The sequence below is a fragment of the Actinoplanes sp. NPDC051861 genome (assembly GCF_040681145.1).
Classification (GTDB): Bacteria; Actinomycetota; Actinomycetes; order Mycobacteriales; family Micromonosporaceae; genus Actinoplanes.
In genome coordinates this window covers 301,838-318,079 of the sequence record NZ_JBFAYE010000007.1, presented here as the reverse complement: position 1 = coordinate 318,079, position 16,242 = coordinate 301,838, and the positions used below count along the sequence as shown (strand labels likewise).

Genomic DNA, 16,242 nt, shown 5'->3' with positions numbered 1-16,242 from the left:
AGGATGTCCCGGTGCGGACGATCGTGGTGGACGATCTGCGCGGGCCCGCGATCGCGGCTCTGCTGCAGGAGCATGTGGACGAGATGCGGTCGATCACGCCGCCGGAGAGCAAGCACGCGCTGGACCTGGACGGCTTGCGGCGGCCCGAGGTGACGTTCTGGTCGGTCTATGACGACGCCGCACTGGTCGGGTGCGGCGCCCTCAAGGAGCTGGACGCGGACAGCGGCGAGGTCAAGTCGATGCGGACGGCGTCGGCGGCCCAGCGGCGCGGGGTGGCCTCGGCGGTGCTCGCACATCTCGTGGGGGAGGCCCGCCGGCGGGGATACTCCCGGCTCTATCTCGAAACCGGCTCCGACCCCTTCTTCTCTCCCGCGCGAGCCCTGTACCGCAGGTTCGGTTTTCGCGACTGCCCGCCGTTCGCCGACTACCCGGAGGACCCGAACAGCGTTCACATGCTGCTGGTGCTGACATGACCGTCCAGGAACGTGTGGAGCACCACTACGCCGCGCTGGGCATGCCGTCCTGGCCCAACCCGCACGCCGGCCGGGACGCGACCGACGACGAGTACTCCCGGGTGACCGATCCCGCCCGCTACCGCATCGTCCACGCCCGGGCCCGCGCCTGGGCCGCGGCCCTCGCCGAGCTGCCCGGTGTGCGAACCGACGGCGACCGCGTCACGTCGCCCCGCCCCGGCACCCTGCCCCTGTTCCTCACCGAGATCGACAACGAGCCGGCGATCCTACAGATCAGCGTGGTACGCCCGGACATCGTCCTCGACCGCCTGCCCGACTGCGGCTGCGACGCCTGCGACTGGGGTTCCGCCGATCTCCTGGAAGCGATCGACGCCCGCGTCCGGGCCGTCGTCGAGGGGCCGTTCGTCCACGTGCGGGGCGACGGCTGGTACGCGCACTGGTGGCCCGGCGGCGCCACCGTCAGCAACCACCACGACTTCGACCTCGACCTGTGCCGGCGGCTCGCGGCGGGGGAGAACGTCGCGCTGCCGGACAAATCGGTCGCGTACGTGGGCCGCTCGTGGCTAGCCTTGCCCGGTGATTGAGGGCTGGCAGTGGGATGTGACGTTGTTCGCCGGAGCCGCCGAGCACTATCTGCGCGGCCGGTTGCCGTACGCATCAGGCTTTGAACGTGTCCTTGCCGACCGTTTCAGCGGGCGCCTGCTGGACGTCGGCTGCGGGCCGGGGCAGGTGACGGCAGCTCTGGCGCCCTACTTCGACGAGGTGATCGGCGTCGACCCGGACCCGGGCATGCTCGAGGTCGCCCGCGGTCACGGCCTGCCGAACGCCCGGTGGGTCCGCGCCCGCGCCGAGGACCTGCCGGCCGGCCTGGGCGAGTTCGAGGTCGTGGTGTTCGCCGGCTCGTTCCACTGGATGGACCGCTCCCGGGTCGCGGCCACCGTGATGTCGATGCTGGTGCCCGGCGGCGGCTTCGTCCACATCGCCGACAAGAAGGACGAACCGGGCTCCTCGACCGTCCCCTATGCCGCGATCGCCGAGCTGGTGCGCCGCTATCTGGGGCCGGTGCGGCGCGCGGGCCAGGGCCGGATCGCCGGCGGCCAGACCCCGGACCGCGAGGAGCTGGTCATCGAGGGCGCCGGCTTCGTGGACCTGGAGCGCCATGTCGTGCCGGCCGGCCAGGTGATGCAGCGCAGTGCGGACGATGTGGTGGCCTGGACGTTCTCGCAGTCGTCCTCGGCGCCGCACCTGTTCGGCGACCGGGTCGCGGCTTTCGAACACGAGTTGCGCGAGGTCCTGCGCGGCGCCCCCTTCGAGGAGACCGTCCCGCCGACCGACATCAGGATCTGGCGCAAACCCTGACGGCCGCCCGCGTCAGTGCTCCGCCGCGATCCGCGCCCCGAACGCCACCATCGCCGTCCCGGTCAGCCCGTCCAGCGCCCGCCGCACGCGCCGCCGCGCCAGCACCCGCCGCGCCCGGTGCAGGAACACGGTCAGCAGCATCAGATAGCCCACCGACAGCAGGGCGTGGCTGAGCGCGAACCCGAGCATCGCCGCCGCACCCGCGTGCGGCGCCAGGAACTGCGGCAGCACCGCCAGATAGAACACCAGCACCTTGGGATTCGTGATGTTCGACAGGAACCCCTGCCGCCACCCGCGGACAGCCGCACCCCGGCCGGCCTCGGCCACCACCATCGGATACTCCCCGCGCACCGCCGACCGCAGCGCCTTCACACCCAGATAGACCAGGTAGGCCGCCCCAGCCCACTTGATCGCCTGGAACACCGGCTGCGCCCCCACGATCAGCGCCCCGAGCCCGACCACCGCCGCGGTGCCCTGAACCGCGTTCGACGTCCCCACGCCGGCAGCCGCCCACATCCCACGCGCCCGCCCACCCGAGACGGTGTTGCCGGTGACGACCGCGAAGTCCGGCCCCGGAATCAGCACCACCACCACAGCCAGCGCGAGAAATGTCCCATAGGAAGCCCACATGGATCGAAGCCTAGTCCGGTTTCATCCTAGGATGCTTCAGGCGAAGTGCGACAAGCCACACCTTCAAAGGCCGGCTTCGCCGAAGAGCCAAGCAGGGATACGGGTCGACCGACACCTCTCGTGAGTCCCGCGACCACCTGCAACGCAGGGCCGCAGCGCGGCCGCCGGCGCCCAGGGGATCGGTCGGGGGCCCGGCCGCCCCTGCCCACGCGGCCAACGACCGTCGTGGTGCAGTCCTGGCGATCTACTTCGCAGGCTGCGGAATCCTGCTGCTGCCCTGGCCGCAGTGAGTTTCCGCAGGCCGTGGGGCGTCGGGCCCGGCCGGCGTCGGGGCAGGCGAAGCGGTCCCTTCGGGGGCTCGCGTAAATGATCGACTTGGCACACAATGGCTGCCCCGGGTGGCTGGGGAGGGACTTTGACCGACGTACGGATGGCTGGTGGCCTGGTGGAGGCCGCCGCGATGGCTCAGTGGGCGGTGCGGCACGGGACGCTGGCGGATTTCCTGTTCCGGTCGGTGGATCACGGGGAGACGCTGCTCGTGTGCGGGGATCGGGCGGTGGCGGTCTCGCAGATGCGCCGGCCGGTGCCGAGTACGTCGGTGAACCGGGAACTGGCCTGGTTCACCGAGCAGATCGCGGCGGCGGGGCGGCGGCTGGACGCCGGCCTGCCGGAGGCGCAGCGGTTCACCAGTGAGCGTGGCGGCGGCCTGTACCTCGATCCGGCCGCCCTGACCTGGTCCGGACTGCTGATCATCGATCATCCGGCGCCGCCGCCCGGTGTGGAGATGGTCTGGTCGGACGGGCGCCGGCCGCTGGTCGTGCTGTTACGCCGCGACTGGGAGCTCGTGGTCCACGAGTTGCGCTCCGCCGCCGCGGTGGTGCGTTTCCTGGACTGGTGCGCCGGACTCGGCCCCACCGAGGTGCCGGCGCATTTCGGCTGGCTGGCGCTGGCGTGTGAACGGCCGCCGCGCGCGCTGACCGGCCCGGCGCCGGCCTTGCCGCTGATCGGGGAGGACCTCCCGGGCCATGCGGTGATCGGCCGGATCCTGGAGTTCGTGTCGGCCACGGCGCTGCCGGGCGCCCTGAACGAGTCCGTGCGTCACCGGCTGCTGTCGCAGATCGACGCGTTCCCGCTGGAGGAACGCGCCGCGCTGGGGGAGTGGACCGCCGCCGCAGTCCGGGAAGCCGGCACCGCCCGGGACCCGGCCGCTGCTGCGGCCCGGGAGTCGGCCGCCGGCGCCCGGGACTCGGCCGCCGGCGCCCGGGACCCCGGCACCGTTCCGGCCATGGATCCCGCTGCGGCCCGGGTGACCGACGTCGCCCGGGAGCCGGCTGCCGCCGCGGTCCGGCCGGGCGGCGCCGCCCGGGTGCGGACGTTCCGGTTCCCGGGTGCGCCCGCCCAGTACGTACTGGCGGTGGCGGGCAGCTTCACCGAGTCCCTGTCAGGCCCGTTCCACGACCTGGTGCGCCTGCGTCACCACGAGGTCCTGCCCGCGAGCACGTTCGGGTTCGCGCTGGTGCCCGACGGTGACGCCTCCTGGCCGTACCTGATAGCCCATTTCACCTGTGTCCAGGGCCCGTCCGCCCTGGACACAGGTGAGCTCACCCGGATCCGCCGCACCTGGCGAACCCTATCATCCTAGGATGCCTTAGAGGAGGTGCGGCAAGCCGCACCCACAACCAGAAGGACGGCTTCGCCGACAACCCAAAAGGACAGATCAGGGCAGGTAGCGGACCTCAGGGAAGGCCGCGCTCGGCCCCTCCAGCAGACGCTGGCGCCGCCCGCGCAGGTGCAGGTCGAAGAAGGCAAGCGGGTACGCCTGCTGGATGCGCAGGGCGCGGGCCGGGTCGAGAGTGCCGATCCAGCTCGCGAGTTCCTCGTCGCTCATGCCGGTGAGGCGGGCCAGTTGCGGGAGTAGCCACTGGTGGTCGATGTAGGAGGGGTGTGCCGCCCCGTCGGCGTGGATGTTGAGTTTCCAGCCGCGTGCCACGTGCTGCCAGAAGTCCTCGACGCCGGGTTCGGCGGCGCGGCTGAACTCGGCGGTCATCATCATCAGCGGCCGGTCGACGGCTTGCAGGGGTGGCTGGCACTGCAGGGGCCCGTCGATGGCGATGCCGGCGCGCACGCGGCGGTCCTCCTGCAGGACGATCGCGGTGGCGGTGGCACCTTTGGACCATCCGGCCATGCCGACGGTGTTGATGTCGAGGGCGGCGGCCAGGCCTTCGGGCAGGGGCCGCTGCCCGATGTCGGGGTTGCGGCCCGCGGCGATGGCCTCGATGCGGTCGAGCAGCAGCCGGTTGTCGAAGGCGGAGTTCCACGGGTTGAAGTTGTCGTCGGTGGGCAGCGACACGGTGCCGTCGGGCAGTTGGCTGTAGCTGTCGCCGGTGTGGTCGACGGTGGCGACGATGTAGCCGTGGCTGGCGAGTTCCTGCATGAGGATGGTGGCTTCGCCGCGGTGGCTGTTGTTGCCGTGTGAGTACAGGACGATGGGCCGGCGGTTGCGGGCGGGCAGCACGGGTGCGTCCTGGTGTGCCGCGGTGACGGGTGCGGCGATGGCGGGGTCGAAGTCGTTGGCGGCCATGAGTGCGCGCATGGGTGCGGCCGGCAGCCAGGGCAGCAGGGTGTCCCGGCCGGTGCCGGGGCGGGCGGGGTAGAGGACGGTGGCCATCAGTTCCCGGTCGTGGGCGCCGTCGGGCAGGTCGAGGACGACGGCGCCGATGGGGTGCGGGCCGGTGGGCCGGGGCAGTGTGATGGGTGCCGGTGCGGGAGCCGCCCCCGCGCGGCTCCCGAGGGTGACGGTCGTGCCGGTGGCCAGGGCGGTGGTGAGCAGGGTGCGGCGGGTCAGGGTCATCGGTCCTCCGTGGTCTCGACGCGGGCGATGAGCTGTTTGAGCCGGGTGATCTCGTCGGCGAGGGCGGTGCGCCCGGCGGGGGTGAGGGTGATCCAGGTGCGGCCGCGTTTGCCCTCGTAGCCTTTTTCGACGTCGATGAGTTCGGCTTTCTCCAGGACGGCGAGGTGCTGGGAGAGGTTGCCGGCGGTGAGGCCGAGCTGGGCGCGCAGGTATCCGAATTCGACCTTGCGGGCTTCGTGGGTGATGGTGAGGATGCCGAGGCGCACGCGCTGGTGGACGACGTCGTCGAGGCCGTTGACGGGGTGCTGGTTCTCGATGGTCACCGGTTGCTCCGGCGGCGGGTGAGGGCGAATCCGGCGGCGCCGAGGAGCAGGACGGTGCCGTTGATGATCTGTTGGGGGAGGAATTCGGCGCGGGTGCTGCTGTGGTCGACCCAGCCGAAGTTGACGGGGATGAGGACGACGGCGAGGTAGCCGATGGTGAACGCGAGCAGTGCGAGGTTGCGTTCGAGGCGGGCCAGGACGAGCAGGGCGATGCCGATGGTGCCGGAGGGTGCGATGAGCCGGTCGAACAGCAGGACCCATTCGGGGGTGGGTGGTGCGTTCTCGGGGACGGGGTTGGCGGCGAAGTAGAGGCGCACGAGGATGGCGGCCGCGCTGAAGACGGCGGCGCCGATGGCGCCGGTGACGGCGTAGGGCAGGATGCGCGCGCCGACGCCGCGGTTGCGGGCGACGCGGATGTAGCAGGCGGCGATCAGGGTGTACGCGATGAGCAGGGCGAAGGGCCAGTACCAGACGAAGCCTTTGCGGTCGAAGTGGCAGGCGCCGTCGGGGGTGCAGTCGACCTGCATGCCGAACCAGTCGATGGGGACGGCGATGTAGGTGGCGGCGGCGAGGACGAGCAGGGGGAACCAGGTGACGCGCTGGTCGAGGCGTACGCGGTGGGCGAGGGTTCGTACGTCGGAGAGCAGGCTGCGGGGGTCGCCGCCGGCGGGTGCCGAGTCGGTTGTCATGCCAATAGGTTTCCATTACAAACCGATTGGCGCCAGTGCGGGCTTGAACTTTTCTCAGAGGATCACGAACTGCGGCGGGTCGTGGCGCAGGAAGTCGTGGTGGGAGATGTCCCAGCCGTACGCGCCGGCGCGCCCGAAGACCAGCAGGTCACCGGCCCGCAGCGACGCCACCCGGGCGCCGCGGGACAGCACGTCGCGTGGCGTGCACAGCTCGCCGACCACGTCGATCTCGGTGTCGGTGACCGCGGGCCGCGGGTAGGGGCGGTTCCACTCGTCGACCGGCAGGACGGTGAAGGGGTGGCTGTATCCCCAGGCGGCGGGGAGCCGGAAGTGGTGGGTGCCGCCGCGCAGCACGGCGAAGGTGCGGCCGTGGGTGGTCTTGAGGTCGAGGACCTCGGCGGCGTACCAGCCGGCGTCGGCGGCCAGCAGGCGGCCGGGTTCCAGGACGAGTTCGAGGCCGTCGGGCACGGCGACCGACGACAGTGGTGCCAGGTCGATGGAGGCGGTGGTGAGGTAGTCGACGCCGAGGCCGCCGCCGGCGTTGACCACGCGCAGGCCGACGCCGTGGGTGGCGGCGGTGGCGATCGACCAGTCGAGGGCGCCGGTGAGGAACGCGGCGTGGGCGGCGCCGTCGAGGTTGTTGGAGACGGCGTGCAGGTGGAACCCGATCACGCGCAGGCCGTCCGGCACGGTGGCGAGGAGCTCGCCGAGCTGGGCCTCGTCGACGCCGAACGGGGTGGGTGTGCCGGTCATGGCGTGGCTGCCGGACAGCCCGGAGTGGGCGCGGTTGACGCGTACGCAGATGTCGGCTCGCAGGCCCAGCCCGGCGAGGCGGCGCAGTTCGTGGGTGCTCTCCACGTTGAGCAGGGCGCCGGCGCGCACGGCGGCGGCGAGTTCGGCGTCGGTCTTGGCGGGGCCGCCGAACACGATCCGGCGGGCTCCGGCGCCCAGGGCGAGGGTGAGCTCCCCGCCGGAGGCCACCTCCAGGCCGTCGCAGTGCTGGGCGAGGGTGCGCACGACGTCGGGGTGGCCGTTGGCCTTCACCGCGTACATCATGGTGGTTCTTGCCGGAAGCGCGGCCCGGACCGAGGCAGCCAGCGTGCCCAGCGCCGTGGTGTCGTAGAGGTAGGCGCAGACGGGTGCCGGCAGGCGGCGCAGCGCGGCGGTGACGGGTGCGGGCAGCTCAGCCATGCAGCGGGTTGCTCACCGGGAGGTAGATGTCGCCCTCACCGGCCAGGCGCATCCGGACGAGGGCCTTGTGCGGCACGGTGGGCGCGGTCAGGGTCGCGTGGTCGGGGTGCCCGCCGATCCGGTCGTAGGTCTCGTCGACGATCTCGCGCACGATGCGCCAGGACCGGTCCTCGGCGAGGCCGTGGGTCTGCTGCAGGCTGATGACGAGTTCGCCGAGGTGGGCCTGCAGGGCGGTGTAGCCGAGTTTGGCGAGCAGCAGTGCGGTGTCGCCGGTGGCGACGACCGAGCCGGGCCACAGGTCGAGGTGGTGCCCGGCGGCGGCCAGGCGGCCCGGGTGCAGGCGCAGGCCGGCGAAGTCGCGCAGGGCGAGCCGGTGCGGGCGGCCGGCGACGAAGGTGGGCAGGCAGTTCTGCAGGTGGGCTTCCAGGGCGACGCCGCGGGTGGCCAGGCGCAGCAGGGGTGGCAGCAGCAGCCGGGTGTACGCGGTGAGCCAGTCGGCGGGCCCGTGCCCGTGGGTGTCGACGAGCCCGGCGAGCACGGTGGTGCCGGTGGCCGGGTCGTGGGCGGGCAGGGCGCTGCCGGGTACGGCGTGTTCGCCGTCGGTGAGCCGGCCGGTGAGCCCGTCGCGGGCGATGGCGGACAGGTCGCGCCCGCTGCCGGCGGGTACGGCGGCGCCGGCGGTCTCGGCGAGCAGGATCAGCCGGTGCCCGTCCGGGTCGCCGTCGACCAGGCGGTGCAGCAGCTGGGAGAGTGCGGGGCCGTTGCGGGTGCTGGCGATGCTGATGCTGCGGCGGGTGGAGGTGACCTGGATGTCGAGGGACAGTTTCAGGTAGTGGCCTGTTTCGGGCAGCAGCAGGGTGCGCAGGGCGGCGGTGGGCACGGCGTCGAGCTGCCCGTCGAGGTGGCGCAGGACGCCGTCGGTGAACAGGGCGGCGTAGCGGCTGGTGACCAGGTCGCGCTGCCAGGCGTGCACGGGCTGGGTGCGGTATCCGGGTGGGGCTTCGGGCAGGCCGAGCCGGGTGCCGAGGTCGTCGCCGAGGTGGTGGTCGTCGCGGACCGCGATGAAGCCGATCGTGGTGTGGCCGGCTTCGAGGTCGTGGGCGAGGACGTCGACGGTGTCCCAGCCGAGCCGGGTGCGGCCGCAGGGGTGCAGGTTGTGGCCGGCGACGGCGAGGCGTTCCAGGCGCACGGCGTCGCGGTCCGGGTTGCTGTCGGGCTCGGCGGTGTCGAAGCGGGCGAGGGCGATCGCCAGGTTGATGACGGCGTTGCGGATCTCGGCGGCGAACGGCCCGTTGTCGAGCCCGGCGAGAAGGTCGACCGGGTCGCCGACGCCGGAGGTGGGGTATTCGACGCGGTTGAACGCGTGCTGCTCGCCGCGGGCGAACGGGGGTGTCAGGTTCTCCCGGACCAGGGCGGCGCGCAGCCGGCGCCCGACGGTGTCCGCGGCGTGCGGCAGCTGGGCGAGGAAGGCGTCGGCCAGGTGCGGCGCGTGCACGGCCAGGGCGGCCTCGGTGTGCGCGGCGGCGGTGGCCAGGCGGCCGGTGCTGACGCTGCGGATGATCATGTGGGGTCCTTCCGCGGGTTCACCGCACCGCCATCGGGTTGGGCAGGTGGGTCCAGATGTCGGCGAGCGGGTCGGCGGCGAGCCGCATCGCGGTGGTGGCCTTCACCGGCAGGGGTTCGCCGAGCAGGTGCGGCACGTCGCGGGTGGCGGTCTGTTCCAGGGCGGCGGCGACGAGGTCCCAGAGGCGCTGGGGTTCGGCCTGGTGGTGTTCGCTGAGCGCGGTGATCAGCTGGTGGGCGACGGTGCCGAGTGCGGCGGCGGCGAGTTTGGCGCGCAGCTCGTCCTCGTCGCCGGTGGGCAGGTCGCCGTGCAGGTCGGGCATGTCGAGCCCGGCTTTTTCGAGGCGCCCGGCGTGGACCCGCACGCCGCCGAGGTCACGGTAGAGGACCCGGACCGGTTGACCGCGCAGCAGCACGATCAGTGTGTTCTGCCCGTGGGCCTCCAGCGCGACGCCGCGGTGCAGCACGCGCGCCAGCGGCGCGAACAGCACGGTGCCGAGTTTCGCCATGAATGCGTACGGGTCCCCGAGCTCGCCGATCAGCAGGGGTGAGGCGGCGAGCACCCCGAGCGGCACCGCGCTCTCGCCGTCCGAGAGCCGGGGCGCCTCGCGGATCAGGTGGGCCAGGCGCCGGTCCGGCCCGTCCTCGGTGATCACCGCACCGGCCGCGGTCTCGGTGAGCACGTCCAGGGGCAGGTCGGCGGTGAGTTTGGTCAGCAGCGCGGACAGCCGTGGCCCGTTGTGCACGGCGGCGGGGGAGACGGTACGCACCGCGGAGGTCATCTGGATGTCGACGGCGGTCTTGACGTGCGGCCCGCCGCCGACGGGCGCGACGGTGCGCAGCGACATCAGCGGCCGTACCGGCCCGGTCGGGCCGATGTCGGTCAGCCACGGGTATTCGGCGAGGATCCGCCGCGCCTGCCACGGGTGGGCGTAGAGCACGGGCGCCCCGGTCCCGTGCCACCTGTGCGCCGGCACGGCGATGCGCCGCAGCCGGATGACGGGACGGTGCTCGGGCGCGTAGGCGAGAACGTCCTCGACGGTCATCTGACTGCGGGTGCGGCAGCACGGGTGCAGCGGATGCCCGTCGACCAGCATCTGTTCCACCCGGCCGAGACTGTCAGGATCGCCGGGCTCCGGCAGCCGTTCGGGCGCGGCGGCCGCCCGCGCCAGCGCCAGGTTCGCCACGCTGTTCGCGATCTCGGCGACGAGGCGGGCCCCGGGCCACAACCGCCCCGCCACCTCCACGGGATCAGTCCCGAGGTCGCCTGACTTATCGGATATGCCGGGCAGCGGTTCGTGGTCGAGGGCGTGCTGGAGGCGGGCCATGATCGCTGCCCGGGCGCCGGGCAGCGCGGCGTCGAAACGGCCGACCAGGTCGGGGCGCAGCTCGGTCAGCGCGGCGCGGGTCTGCGCGGGATCGGCGGTCGGCTGCGGCACCCTCTCATTGTCGCCACGGCCGGCGGGCGGTTCCGTGCGGGGCGCGGCGGCGCGAGCGACACCACAGCCGCCGCCCGGCGTGTCGCAGCCAGAGCCCGCGCCGCCGCCCCGTTCCGCCGTGCCGCCTGCGCCGCCGCCCCGTTCCGCCGCGCCGTGCGCAGCGCCGCGCCGCCCGCGCCGCCGTGCTGCCCGGCTGCCGTCAGAGGCTTCGCGCCGCGTGCCGCCCGGCGGCCCGCCCGGAGAACAGGCACCCGCCGAGGAACGTGCCCTCCAGCGCGTTGTACCCGTGCACCCCGCCGCCGCCGAATCCGGCCACTTCTCCCGCCGCGTACAGGCCGCTGATCGGCTGCCCGTCGTGGCCCAGGGCCCGCGAGTCCAGGTCGGTCTGGATGCCGCCGAGGGTCTTGCGGGTCAGCACGTGCAGTTTCACCGCGATCAGCGGGCCGGCCGCCGGGTCCAGGACGCGGTGCGGTGTGGAGGTGCGCCCGACCCGGTCGCCGAGGTAGCGCCGCGAGTTGTGGATGCCCTGCACCTGGGCGTCCTTGGTCACCTTGTTGGCGATCTGCAGGTCGCGCGACTCGACCTGGGCGCGGATGTGGGCCGGGTCCAGCAGTGGCCGCTCGGTGAGTTTGTTCATGCCGGCGACGAGGTCCTCCAGGCCGGCGGCGACCACGAAGTCCGGCCCGTGCTGTTTGAACGCCTCGACCGGTGCCGGGGCGCCCTTGCCGAACAGCCGTTCCTTGGCGAACGCGCGCCGGTCCTTGGCGGTCAGGTCCGGGTTCTGCTCGGAGCCTGACAGCGCGAACTCTTTCTCGATCATGCGCTGGGTGAGCAGGAACCAGGAGTGGTCGTATCCGGCGATCTCCGGTGTGGTGCGCAGGTACCGCAGGGTGCCGAGGGTGTCGTAGCTGGGGAAGTACGGCGCGGGCAGCCGCCGGCCGAGCGCGTCGAACCACAGCGGTGAGGGCGCGGACAGGATCCGGATGCCGTGGCCGGGCCAGACCGGGTTCCAGTTGTGCACGCCCTCGACGTAGTGCCACATCCGGTCGCGGTTGACCAGCCGCACCCCGCTGTTCTCGGCGATGCCCAGCATGCGGCCGTCCACGTACGCGGGCACGCCGGTGACCATCGTCGCCGGTGGTGTGCCGAGCCGGGCCGGCCAGTACTGCCGGACCAGGTCGTGGTTGGCGCCGATGCCGCCGGTGGTCACGACGACCGCCTGCGCGCGCAGTTCGAACTCGCCGGTGGGGGTCCGGTTCGACGAGACGCCGCGTGCCGACTCGTCCGGCGCGAGCAGCGTGCCGCGTACCCCCACGGCCGCGCCGCCCTCGATGATCAGTTCGTCGACGCGGTGCCGGTGGTGGAAGCGCAGCAGGCCCGCCGCGCGGGCCGCGAGGGCCGAGTTCACGAACGGTTCCACCACGCCGGTGCCGGTTCCCCACGTCACGTGGAAGCGGGGCACCGAGTTGCCGTGCCCGCCGGCGCGCAGGTCACCGCGTTCGGCCCAGCCCGCGAACGGCAGCCAGCTCAGCCCCAGCGACGACAGCCAGGCCCGCTTCTCGCCGGAGGCGAACTCCACGTAGGCGCGCGCCCAGCGCACCGCCCAGCTGTCCTCGTCGCCGATCCGGTCGAACCCGGCGCTGGCCTGCCAGTCCGCCCACGCCAGCTCGACGCTGTCGTGGATGCGCGTGCGCCGCTGTTCCGGGCTGCCCACGAAGAACAGCCCGCCGAACGACCACCAGGCCTGCCCGCCGAGGTTCGCCGCGTTCTCCTGGTCGAGCAGCACCACCCGCTTGCCGGCCGAGGTGAGTTCGTGCGCGGCGGCCAGCCCGGCCAGGCCGGCTCCGACAACGATGACGTCCGCGTCCACGTGCACTCCTCAGTTCGGGCCGCTCCAGGAGATGAGAATTTATCGGATTCGCCGCGTGCTGGAAACGATTGATCGCCGATTGCCCTGGCTAGCCGGACAGCACCTTCTCCTCCAGCGCTGGGTCGAGGCCCACCACCGGGCGGTCGGTGCGCTGCGGGGCCCGGCCGGGCAGCGACGACAGCCACGCCCACGTGTCGGCGACCGTCTCGCGTACCGGGCGGCACCGCAGGCCCGCGCCCAGGGCCCGGGACACGTCGCCGCGGTGCATGAAGTCGTGGTCGGCGCCGGGCGGCAGCCAGATCGGCAGCTGGGTCCACGGCTCGATCCCCGCCGCGAGGATCACCGAGGGGTCGGTCCAGCGCAGCTGCGCCCGGCCGCCGGTCACCTCGGCGGCCACCGACAGCAGCTCGCCCATCGTGGTGTGGCCCGGTTCGCTGACCACGTTGAACGCGCCGTGGCGGCCGGCGGACGCGGCGTGCAGGACGAAGGCGGCCAGGTCGCGGGCGTCGACGTACTGCAGGGGCAGGTCCCGCGGGCCGGGCGCCAGGACCGGGCCGCCGCGCTGCAGGCGGCGCAGCCACCACGGCAGGCGGCCGACGTCCTCGTGCGGGCCGAGGATCAGCCCGGCGCGGGCCAGCAGCACCGGGCCGGTGAACTCGGCGGCGGCCAGTTCGCCGCGCAGTTTGTCACCGGCGTACCCCGGGTCGGCGGCATCGGCCAGGGGAGCGTCCTCGGTCAGCGGGGCGGCGCCGCCGTAGCGGTAGACCGAGCGGCTCGACACGTACACGTAGTGGCCGGCCCGGCCGGACAGCAGCCGGGCCGTGGCGCGCACCGCGTCGCCGCCGGCCGACCAGGTGTCGACCACCACGTCCCAGGTGCCCCCGGCGAGGGCGGCCAGCCCGCCGGGTTCACCGCGGTCACCGAGCAGGGTGTGCACCCCGGGCACCGGGTCACGCCGGCCCCGGTTGAGGACGGTCACCGTGTCACCGCGTGCGGTCCCCGCCTCGGCGACCGCACGGCCGACGAAACCACTGCCCCCGAGCACCAGAATTCGCATGCCCCGAGCCTGCCCGAGTCCGTGCCCGTACCCCTAGCGATCTCTGCCGTGGGCAGATTTCCGCGACATTCTCTGACCTGAGTCAGGGAACGCGGGTTAGCATCGGCCGCATGCACCCCGACCAGATCGCCCGGGTCCGCGACTTCAACCGCTTCTACACCCAGCGCCTCGGCGTGCTCACCGACGACTACCTGGGCCGCGACCGCCCGCTCGGCCAGGCCCGGCTGCTGTTCGAGATCGGCGCCGGCTGCGACGTGCGGGACCTGCGCGAACGTCTCGGCCTCGACTCCGGTTACCTGTCGCGGATGCTGCGCGCCCTCGCCGACCAGCAGCTGATCACCGTGCGCGCCCACCCGCGCGACGGCCGGGTCCGCGTCGCCGAGCTCACCGCCGCCGGGCACCGCGAGCGCGCCGAACTCGACCGGCTCTCCGACGCGGGCATCGCCGCGCTGCTGGACAACCTCAGCGCCGCCCAGCGCGAGCAGTTCCTCGACGCCCAGGCCCGGGTGCGGCGGCTGTTGCGCCTGGCCGGCGTCCGCATCGCCGCGGTGCCGGCCGACGACCGCGCCGCCCGCGACTGCCTGCGCCGGTACGCGGCCGAACTCGGCACCCGCTTCCCGGAGGGCTACGACCCGGCCACCCTGACCGCACCGGCCGACGTCGACGGCACCCTGCTGCTGGCCACCGAGGACGACCGGCCGGCCGGCTGCGGCCTGTGGGTGCGCCACGGCACCGCCGCCGAGATCCGCCACCTGTGGATCACCCCGGCGGCGCGGGGGATCGGCCTCGGGCGGCGGCTGCTGCGGGCCCTGGAGGACGACGCCGCCGGCCACCTCATCACCACGGTGCGCCTGGGCACCCACTCGGCGCTGACCGAGGCGATCGCGCTGTACCGGGCGTCCGGGTACCACGAGATCGCCGACTACGGCGCCTCGAAGTACAACCAGATCACGTTCGAGAAGACGGTTCAGTCACCCCAGTCGAGCTGACCGTCGGGAACGCCGACCGTCCTTCCGTACGCTATGGCTTCCTGCCGGCCCGCATGATCACCCACCCGGTAGCGGAAGATCCTGCCGGCGAAGACCACCACATGGTCGCCGCTGTCGCGGAAATCGGCATACCAGCCACCCTCGGTGTGCAGGGCGGCACTGAGGGCCCCGGCGAGCGCGCCGGCGCTCGCACCCGGCGCGACCACGTCGATCAGCGTCCAGACGCGCGGCTGGCCGGGCGCGGCGCCGGCCGAGACGTCGACCCGCGCCACGCGGGCCAGCCCGAGGCCGGGGACGGCCAGCTCGGTGCCGGGGCGCAGGCTCTCCGCGATGATTCGTCCATGCAGCATGCACGGATCGTGACATCAATGAGCGTCAGGCGCCCGCCGGGGCCGCACCCGTGAGGTGTCCGGCGGCCGGCTGCGGTCGACGAAACGCGGCATCCGCATCTCACCGGCCCGCAGCGGCGCCAGGGCCTCGTCGATCCCGTCCATGATCAGCCGGGTGGCCTGCACCGCGCGGGCACCCGGCGAACCGTGCACCCCGGACAGATCGACCGGCGTGCCGAACCCGACCTTCACCACCGGCCGGCGCAGCAGCGCCCGCAGCAGCGGGCGCACCATCCGCTTCGGCGCCTCGTAGGGCAGCACCGCGTGCGCACCCCACTGCGCCACCGGCAGCACCGGCGCCCCCGACAGGTCGGCCATCCGCGCCACCCCGGTCTTGCCGCGCTCCGGCCACATCCACGGGTCCAGCCCGATGCGGCCCTCCGGGTAGACCAGCACCATCGCGTTCTGCGCGAGAGCCTCCCCGGCGGTGCGCAGCGCGTCCGAGGCGTGCACCGTGTGCCGGTCCACCCGGATGTGCCCGCACCGCCGCATGACCCACCCCAGCACCGGCGCGTCGAACACCCCACCCGTCGCCATGATCCGCGGCGCGATCCCGGCCCGGTGACTCGCCGCGATCATGACGAGCGGGTCGACCGGGCTCACATGGTTGGCGGCCAGGATCAGCGGGCCACCGGCCAGCTCGGCGGGCACGGTGCCGGACACCCGCAGCCGGCACAGCGGGAACACCACGACCCGCGAGAGGACGAGCAACAGGCGCCACAGCAGCGGCGCACGCCAGGGAGACGTTTCCATGAGGCGGCCATGATGCCACGAGCCCACCCGGGCCCGGTCACAGCCGCCCCGCCCCACCCGCTTCCCGCCCCGCCCGGCCCCTTTACCCCCCGGCTCTTCCCGCCCCGCCAACCCGCCTTCCGTCCCGCCCGGCGCCTTTCCGCCCCGGCTGGATCTTGGGCGGTGGGGCCGGGCCGGCTGTCAGCGGCCGTTGCCCGCGGCGGCACGGCCCGCGACGTGGCCGCTGTCCCCGGCGCCGCCCGCGTCCGCCGCCCGGCGGGTGAACCCGGCACACCGCGGCAGCGCCGCGATCAGCACCACCGCCACCACCGAGTGCAGCACCGACAGCCCCACCACCGCGGCCGTCCCGTCCCCGCCCGCCGTGCCGAACAGCGACAGCCCGAAGACCACCGCCGCCAGCATCGTCCAGGCCCGCCGGGCCCGCCCGGTGAACCGCTCCAGCAGCGCCAGCACCACCCACCCCGCGAACGACGCCACCGCCGAAGCCGCCGCCACCTGCACCGCCCCGACCGTGCCGCCCGAGGCCAGCACCAGATCCACCCCCACGGCCCACAGCACCAGATACGCCACCTCCGCGGCCACGACAGCAGCAGCGACGACCCGGAGCCGGTAGTTCCCCTTAGCAGTCATGCCACCGAGCATCGGGGTGCACGGCGGGCACGCACA

17 protein-coding genes are annotated in these 16,242 nt (G+C 73.4%); 5 read left to right on the top strand and 12 right to left on the bottom strand.

Going from position 1 to position 16,242, the window contains the following annotated elements:
- Positions 1-11 precede the first annotated feature (11 nt).
- Genes AB0M02_RS22060 through AB0M02_RS22050 form a run of 3 tightly spaced genes read left to right on the top strand, consistent with a single transcriptional unit; the run spans position 12 to position 1,832 of the window.
- Entirely contained in the window at positions 12-473 is a 462-nt protein-coding gene (locus AB0M02_RS22060; protein ID WP_364229467.1) for a GNAT family N-acetyltransferase, read from the top strand.
- Positions 470-1,057, top strand: a complete 588-nt coding sequence (locus AB0M02_RS22055; protein WP_364229465.1) for a DUF6226 family protein — start codon at positions 470-472, stop codon at positions 1,055-1,057. The genes AB0M02_RS22060 and AB0M02_RS22055 overlap by 4 nt, the downstream gene beginning before the upstream one ends.
- The gene (locus AB0M02_RS22050) at positions 1,050-1,832 is read left to right on the top strand and encodes a class I SAM-dependent methyltransferase (RefSeq protein ID WP_364229463.1); all 783 of its coding nucleotides are present in this window, start codon (positions 1,050-1,052) and stop codon (positions 1,830-1,832) included. The genes AB0M02_RS22055 and AB0M02_RS22050 overlap by 8 nt, the downstream gene beginning before the upstream one ends.
- Before the next feature lie 12 nt (positions 1,833-1,844).
- Here the strand turns inward: AB0M02_RS22050 and AB0M02_RS22045 are convergent, their stop codons facing one another.
- The gene (locus AB0M02_RS22045) at positions 1,845-2,462 is read right to left on the bottom strand and encodes a LysE family translocator (RefSeq protein WP_364229461.1); all 618 of its coding nucleotides are present in this window, start codon (positions 2,460-2,462) and stop codon (positions 1,845-1,847) included.
- A 415-nt stretch (positions 2,463-2,877) separates the two neighbouring features.
- Between AB0M02_RS22045 and AB0M02_RS22040 the strand changes: the two genes are divergently transcribed.
- Positions 2,878-4,104, top strand: coding sequence for a hypothetical protein (locus AB0M02_RS22040; RefSeq protein ID WP_364229459.1), 1,227 nt, complete (start codon positions 2,878-2,880; stop codon positions 4,102-4,104).
- A gap of 75 nt (positions 4,105-4,179) precedes the next feature.
- On the opposite strand, the gene AB0M02_RS22035 is transcribed toward AB0M02_RS22040, so the two are convergent.
- The 8 genes from AB0M02_RS22035 to AB0M02_RS22000 form a co-directional block, all read right to left on the bottom strand.
- Positions 4,180-5,313: an acetylhydrolase gene (locus tag AB0M02_RS22035; RefSeq protein WP_364229457.1), complete on the bottom strand. Its 1,134-nt coding sequence runs from the start codon at positions 5,311-5,313 to the stop codon at positions 4,180-4,182.
- Positions 5,310-5,636, bottom strand: a complete 327-nt coding sequence (locus tag AB0M02_RS22030) for a transcriptional regulator (protein WP_364229455.1) — start codon at positions 5,634-5,636, stop codon at positions 5,310-5,312. The genes AB0M02_RS22035 and AB0M02_RS22030 overlap by 4 nt, the downstream gene beginning before the upstream one ends.
- Entirely contained in the window at positions 5,633-6,325 is a 693-nt protein-coding gene (locus AB0M02_RS22025) for a hypothetical protein (protein ID WP_364229453.1), read from the bottom strand. The genes AB0M02_RS22030 and AB0M02_RS22025 overlap by 4 nt, the downstream gene beginning before the upstream one ends.
- A 54-nt stretch (positions 6,326-6,379) precedes the next feature.
- A complete protein-coding gene (locus AB0M02_RS22020) occupies positions 6,380-7,516 on the bottom strand; it encodes a type III PLP-dependent enzyme (protein WP_364229451.1) in 1,137 nt (378 codons plus the stop codon).
- On the bottom strand, positions 7,509-9,080 hold the full coding sequence (locus AB0M02_RS22015) for an IucA/IucC family protein (RefSeq protein WP_364229449.1): 1,572 nt from the start codon (positions 9,078-9,080) through the stop codon (positions 7,509-7,511). Before AB0M02_RS22015 ends, AB0M02_RS22020 begins: the two co-directional genes overlap by 8 nt.
- A gap of 19 nt (positions 9,081-9,099) precedes the next feature.
- The gene (locus AB0M02_RS22010; protein WP_364229447.1) at positions 9,100-10,518 is read right to left on the bottom strand and encodes an IucA/IucC family siderophore biosynthesis protein; all 1,419 of its coding nucleotides are present in this window, start codon (positions 10,516-10,518) and stop codon (positions 9,100-9,102) included.
- A 199-nt stretch (positions 10,519-10,717) separates the two neighbouring features.
- Complete coding sequence (locus AB0M02_RS22005) at positions 10,718-12,388, bottom strand: FAD-binding dehydrogenase (protein WP_364229446.1); 1,671 nt, start codon at positions 12,386-12,388, stop codon at positions 10,718-10,720.
- Positions 12,389-12,476: 88 nt separating this feature from the next.
- On the bottom strand, positions 12,477-13,445 hold the full coding sequence (locus AB0M02_RS22000; RefSeq protein ID WP_364229444.1) for an NAD-dependent epimerase/dehydratase family protein: 969 nt from the start codon (positions 13,443-13,445) through the stop codon (positions 12,477-12,479).
- Positions 13,446-13,555: 110 nt separating this feature from the next.
- On the opposite strand from AB0M02_RS22000, the gene AB0M02_RS21995 reads away from it, so the two are divergent.
- Positions 13,556-14,434: a helix-turn-helix domain-containing GNAT family N-acetyltransferase gene (locus tag AB0M02_RS21995; RefSeq protein ID WP_364229442.1), complete on the top strand. Its 879-nt coding sequence runs from the start codon at positions 13,556-13,558 to the stop codon at positions 14,432-14,434.
- Here the strand turns inward: AB0M02_RS21995 and AB0M02_RS21990 are convergent.
- The 3 genes from AB0M02_RS21990 to AB0M02_RS21980 form a co-directional block, all read right to left on the bottom strand.
- Positions 14,413-14,784 (bottom strand): hypothetical protein, encoded by a 372-nt coding sequence (locus AB0M02_RS21990; protein WP_364229440.1) that lies wholly within the window; start codon positions 14,782-14,784, stop codon positions 14,413-14,415. The two genes, AB0M02_RS21995 and AB0M02_RS21990, sit on opposite strands and share 22 nt — an antisense overlap.
- Before the next feature lie 15 nt (positions 14,785-14,799).
- Entirely contained in the window at positions 14,800-15,576 is a 777-nt protein-coding gene (locus tag AB0M02_RS21985) for a lysophospholipid acyltransferase family protein (RefSeq protein ID WP_364229438.1), read from the bottom strand.
- A 180-nt stretch (positions 15,577-15,756) separates the two neighbouring features.
- Positions 15,757-16,206, bottom strand: coding sequence for a DUF6069 family protein (locus tag AB0M02_RS21980; RefSeq protein WP_364229436.1), 450 nt, complete (start codon positions 16,204-16,206; stop codon positions 15,757-15,759).
- Between the last annotated feature and the right edge of the window lie 36 nt (positions 16,207-16,242).

Excerpts from the sequence above, each read along its gene's own strand:
- AB0M02_RS22055 (WP_364229465.1), top strand. The coding sequence starts at position 470 with ATGACCGTCCAGGAACGTGTGGAGCACCACTACGCCGCGCTGGGCATG.
- AB0M02_RS22045 (WP_364229461.1), bottom strand. The coding sequence starts at position 2,462 with ATGTGGGCTTCCTATGGGACATTTCTCGCGCTGGCTGTGGTGGTGGTG.
- AB0M02_RS22035 (WP_364229457.1), bottom strand. The coding sequence starts at position 5,313 with ATGACCCTGACCCGCCGCACCCTGCTCACCACCGCCCTGGCCACCGGC.
- AB0M02_RS22025 (WP_364229453.1), bottom strand. The coding sequence starts at position 6,325 with ATGACAACCGACTCGGCACCCGCCGGCGGCGACCCCCGCAGCCTGCTC.
- AB0M02_RS22020 (WP_364229451.1), bottom strand. The coding sequence starts at position 7,516 with ATGGCTGAGCTGCCCGCACCCGTCACCGCCGCGCTGCGCCGCCTGCCG.
- AB0M02_RS22015 (WP_364229449.1), bottom strand. The coding sequence starts at position 9,080 with ATGATCATCCGCAGCGTCAGCACCGGCCGCCTGGCCACCGCCGCCGCG.
- AB0M02_RS22000 (WP_364229444.1), bottom strand. The coding sequence starts at position 13,445 with ATGCGAATTCTGGTGCTCGGGGGCAGTGGTTTCGTCGGCCGTGCGGTC.
- AB0M02_RS21995 (WP_364229442.1), top strand. The coding sequence starts at position 13,556 with ATGCACCCCGACCAGATCGCCCGGGTCCGCGACTTCAACCGCTTCTAC.
- AB0M02_RS21990 (WP_364229440.1), bottom strand. The coding sequence starts at position 14,784 with ATGCTGCATGGACGAATCATCGCGGAGAGCCTGCGCCCCGGCACCGAG.
- AB0M02_RS21985 (WP_364229438.1), bottom strand. The coding sequence starts at position 15,576 with ATGGAAACGTCTCCCTGGCGTGCGCCGCTGCTGTGGCGCCTGTTGCTC.
- AB0M02_RS21980 (WP_364229436.1), bottom strand. The coding sequence starts at position 16,206 with ATGACTGCTAAGGGGAACTACCGGCTCCGGGTCGTCGCTGCTGCTGTC.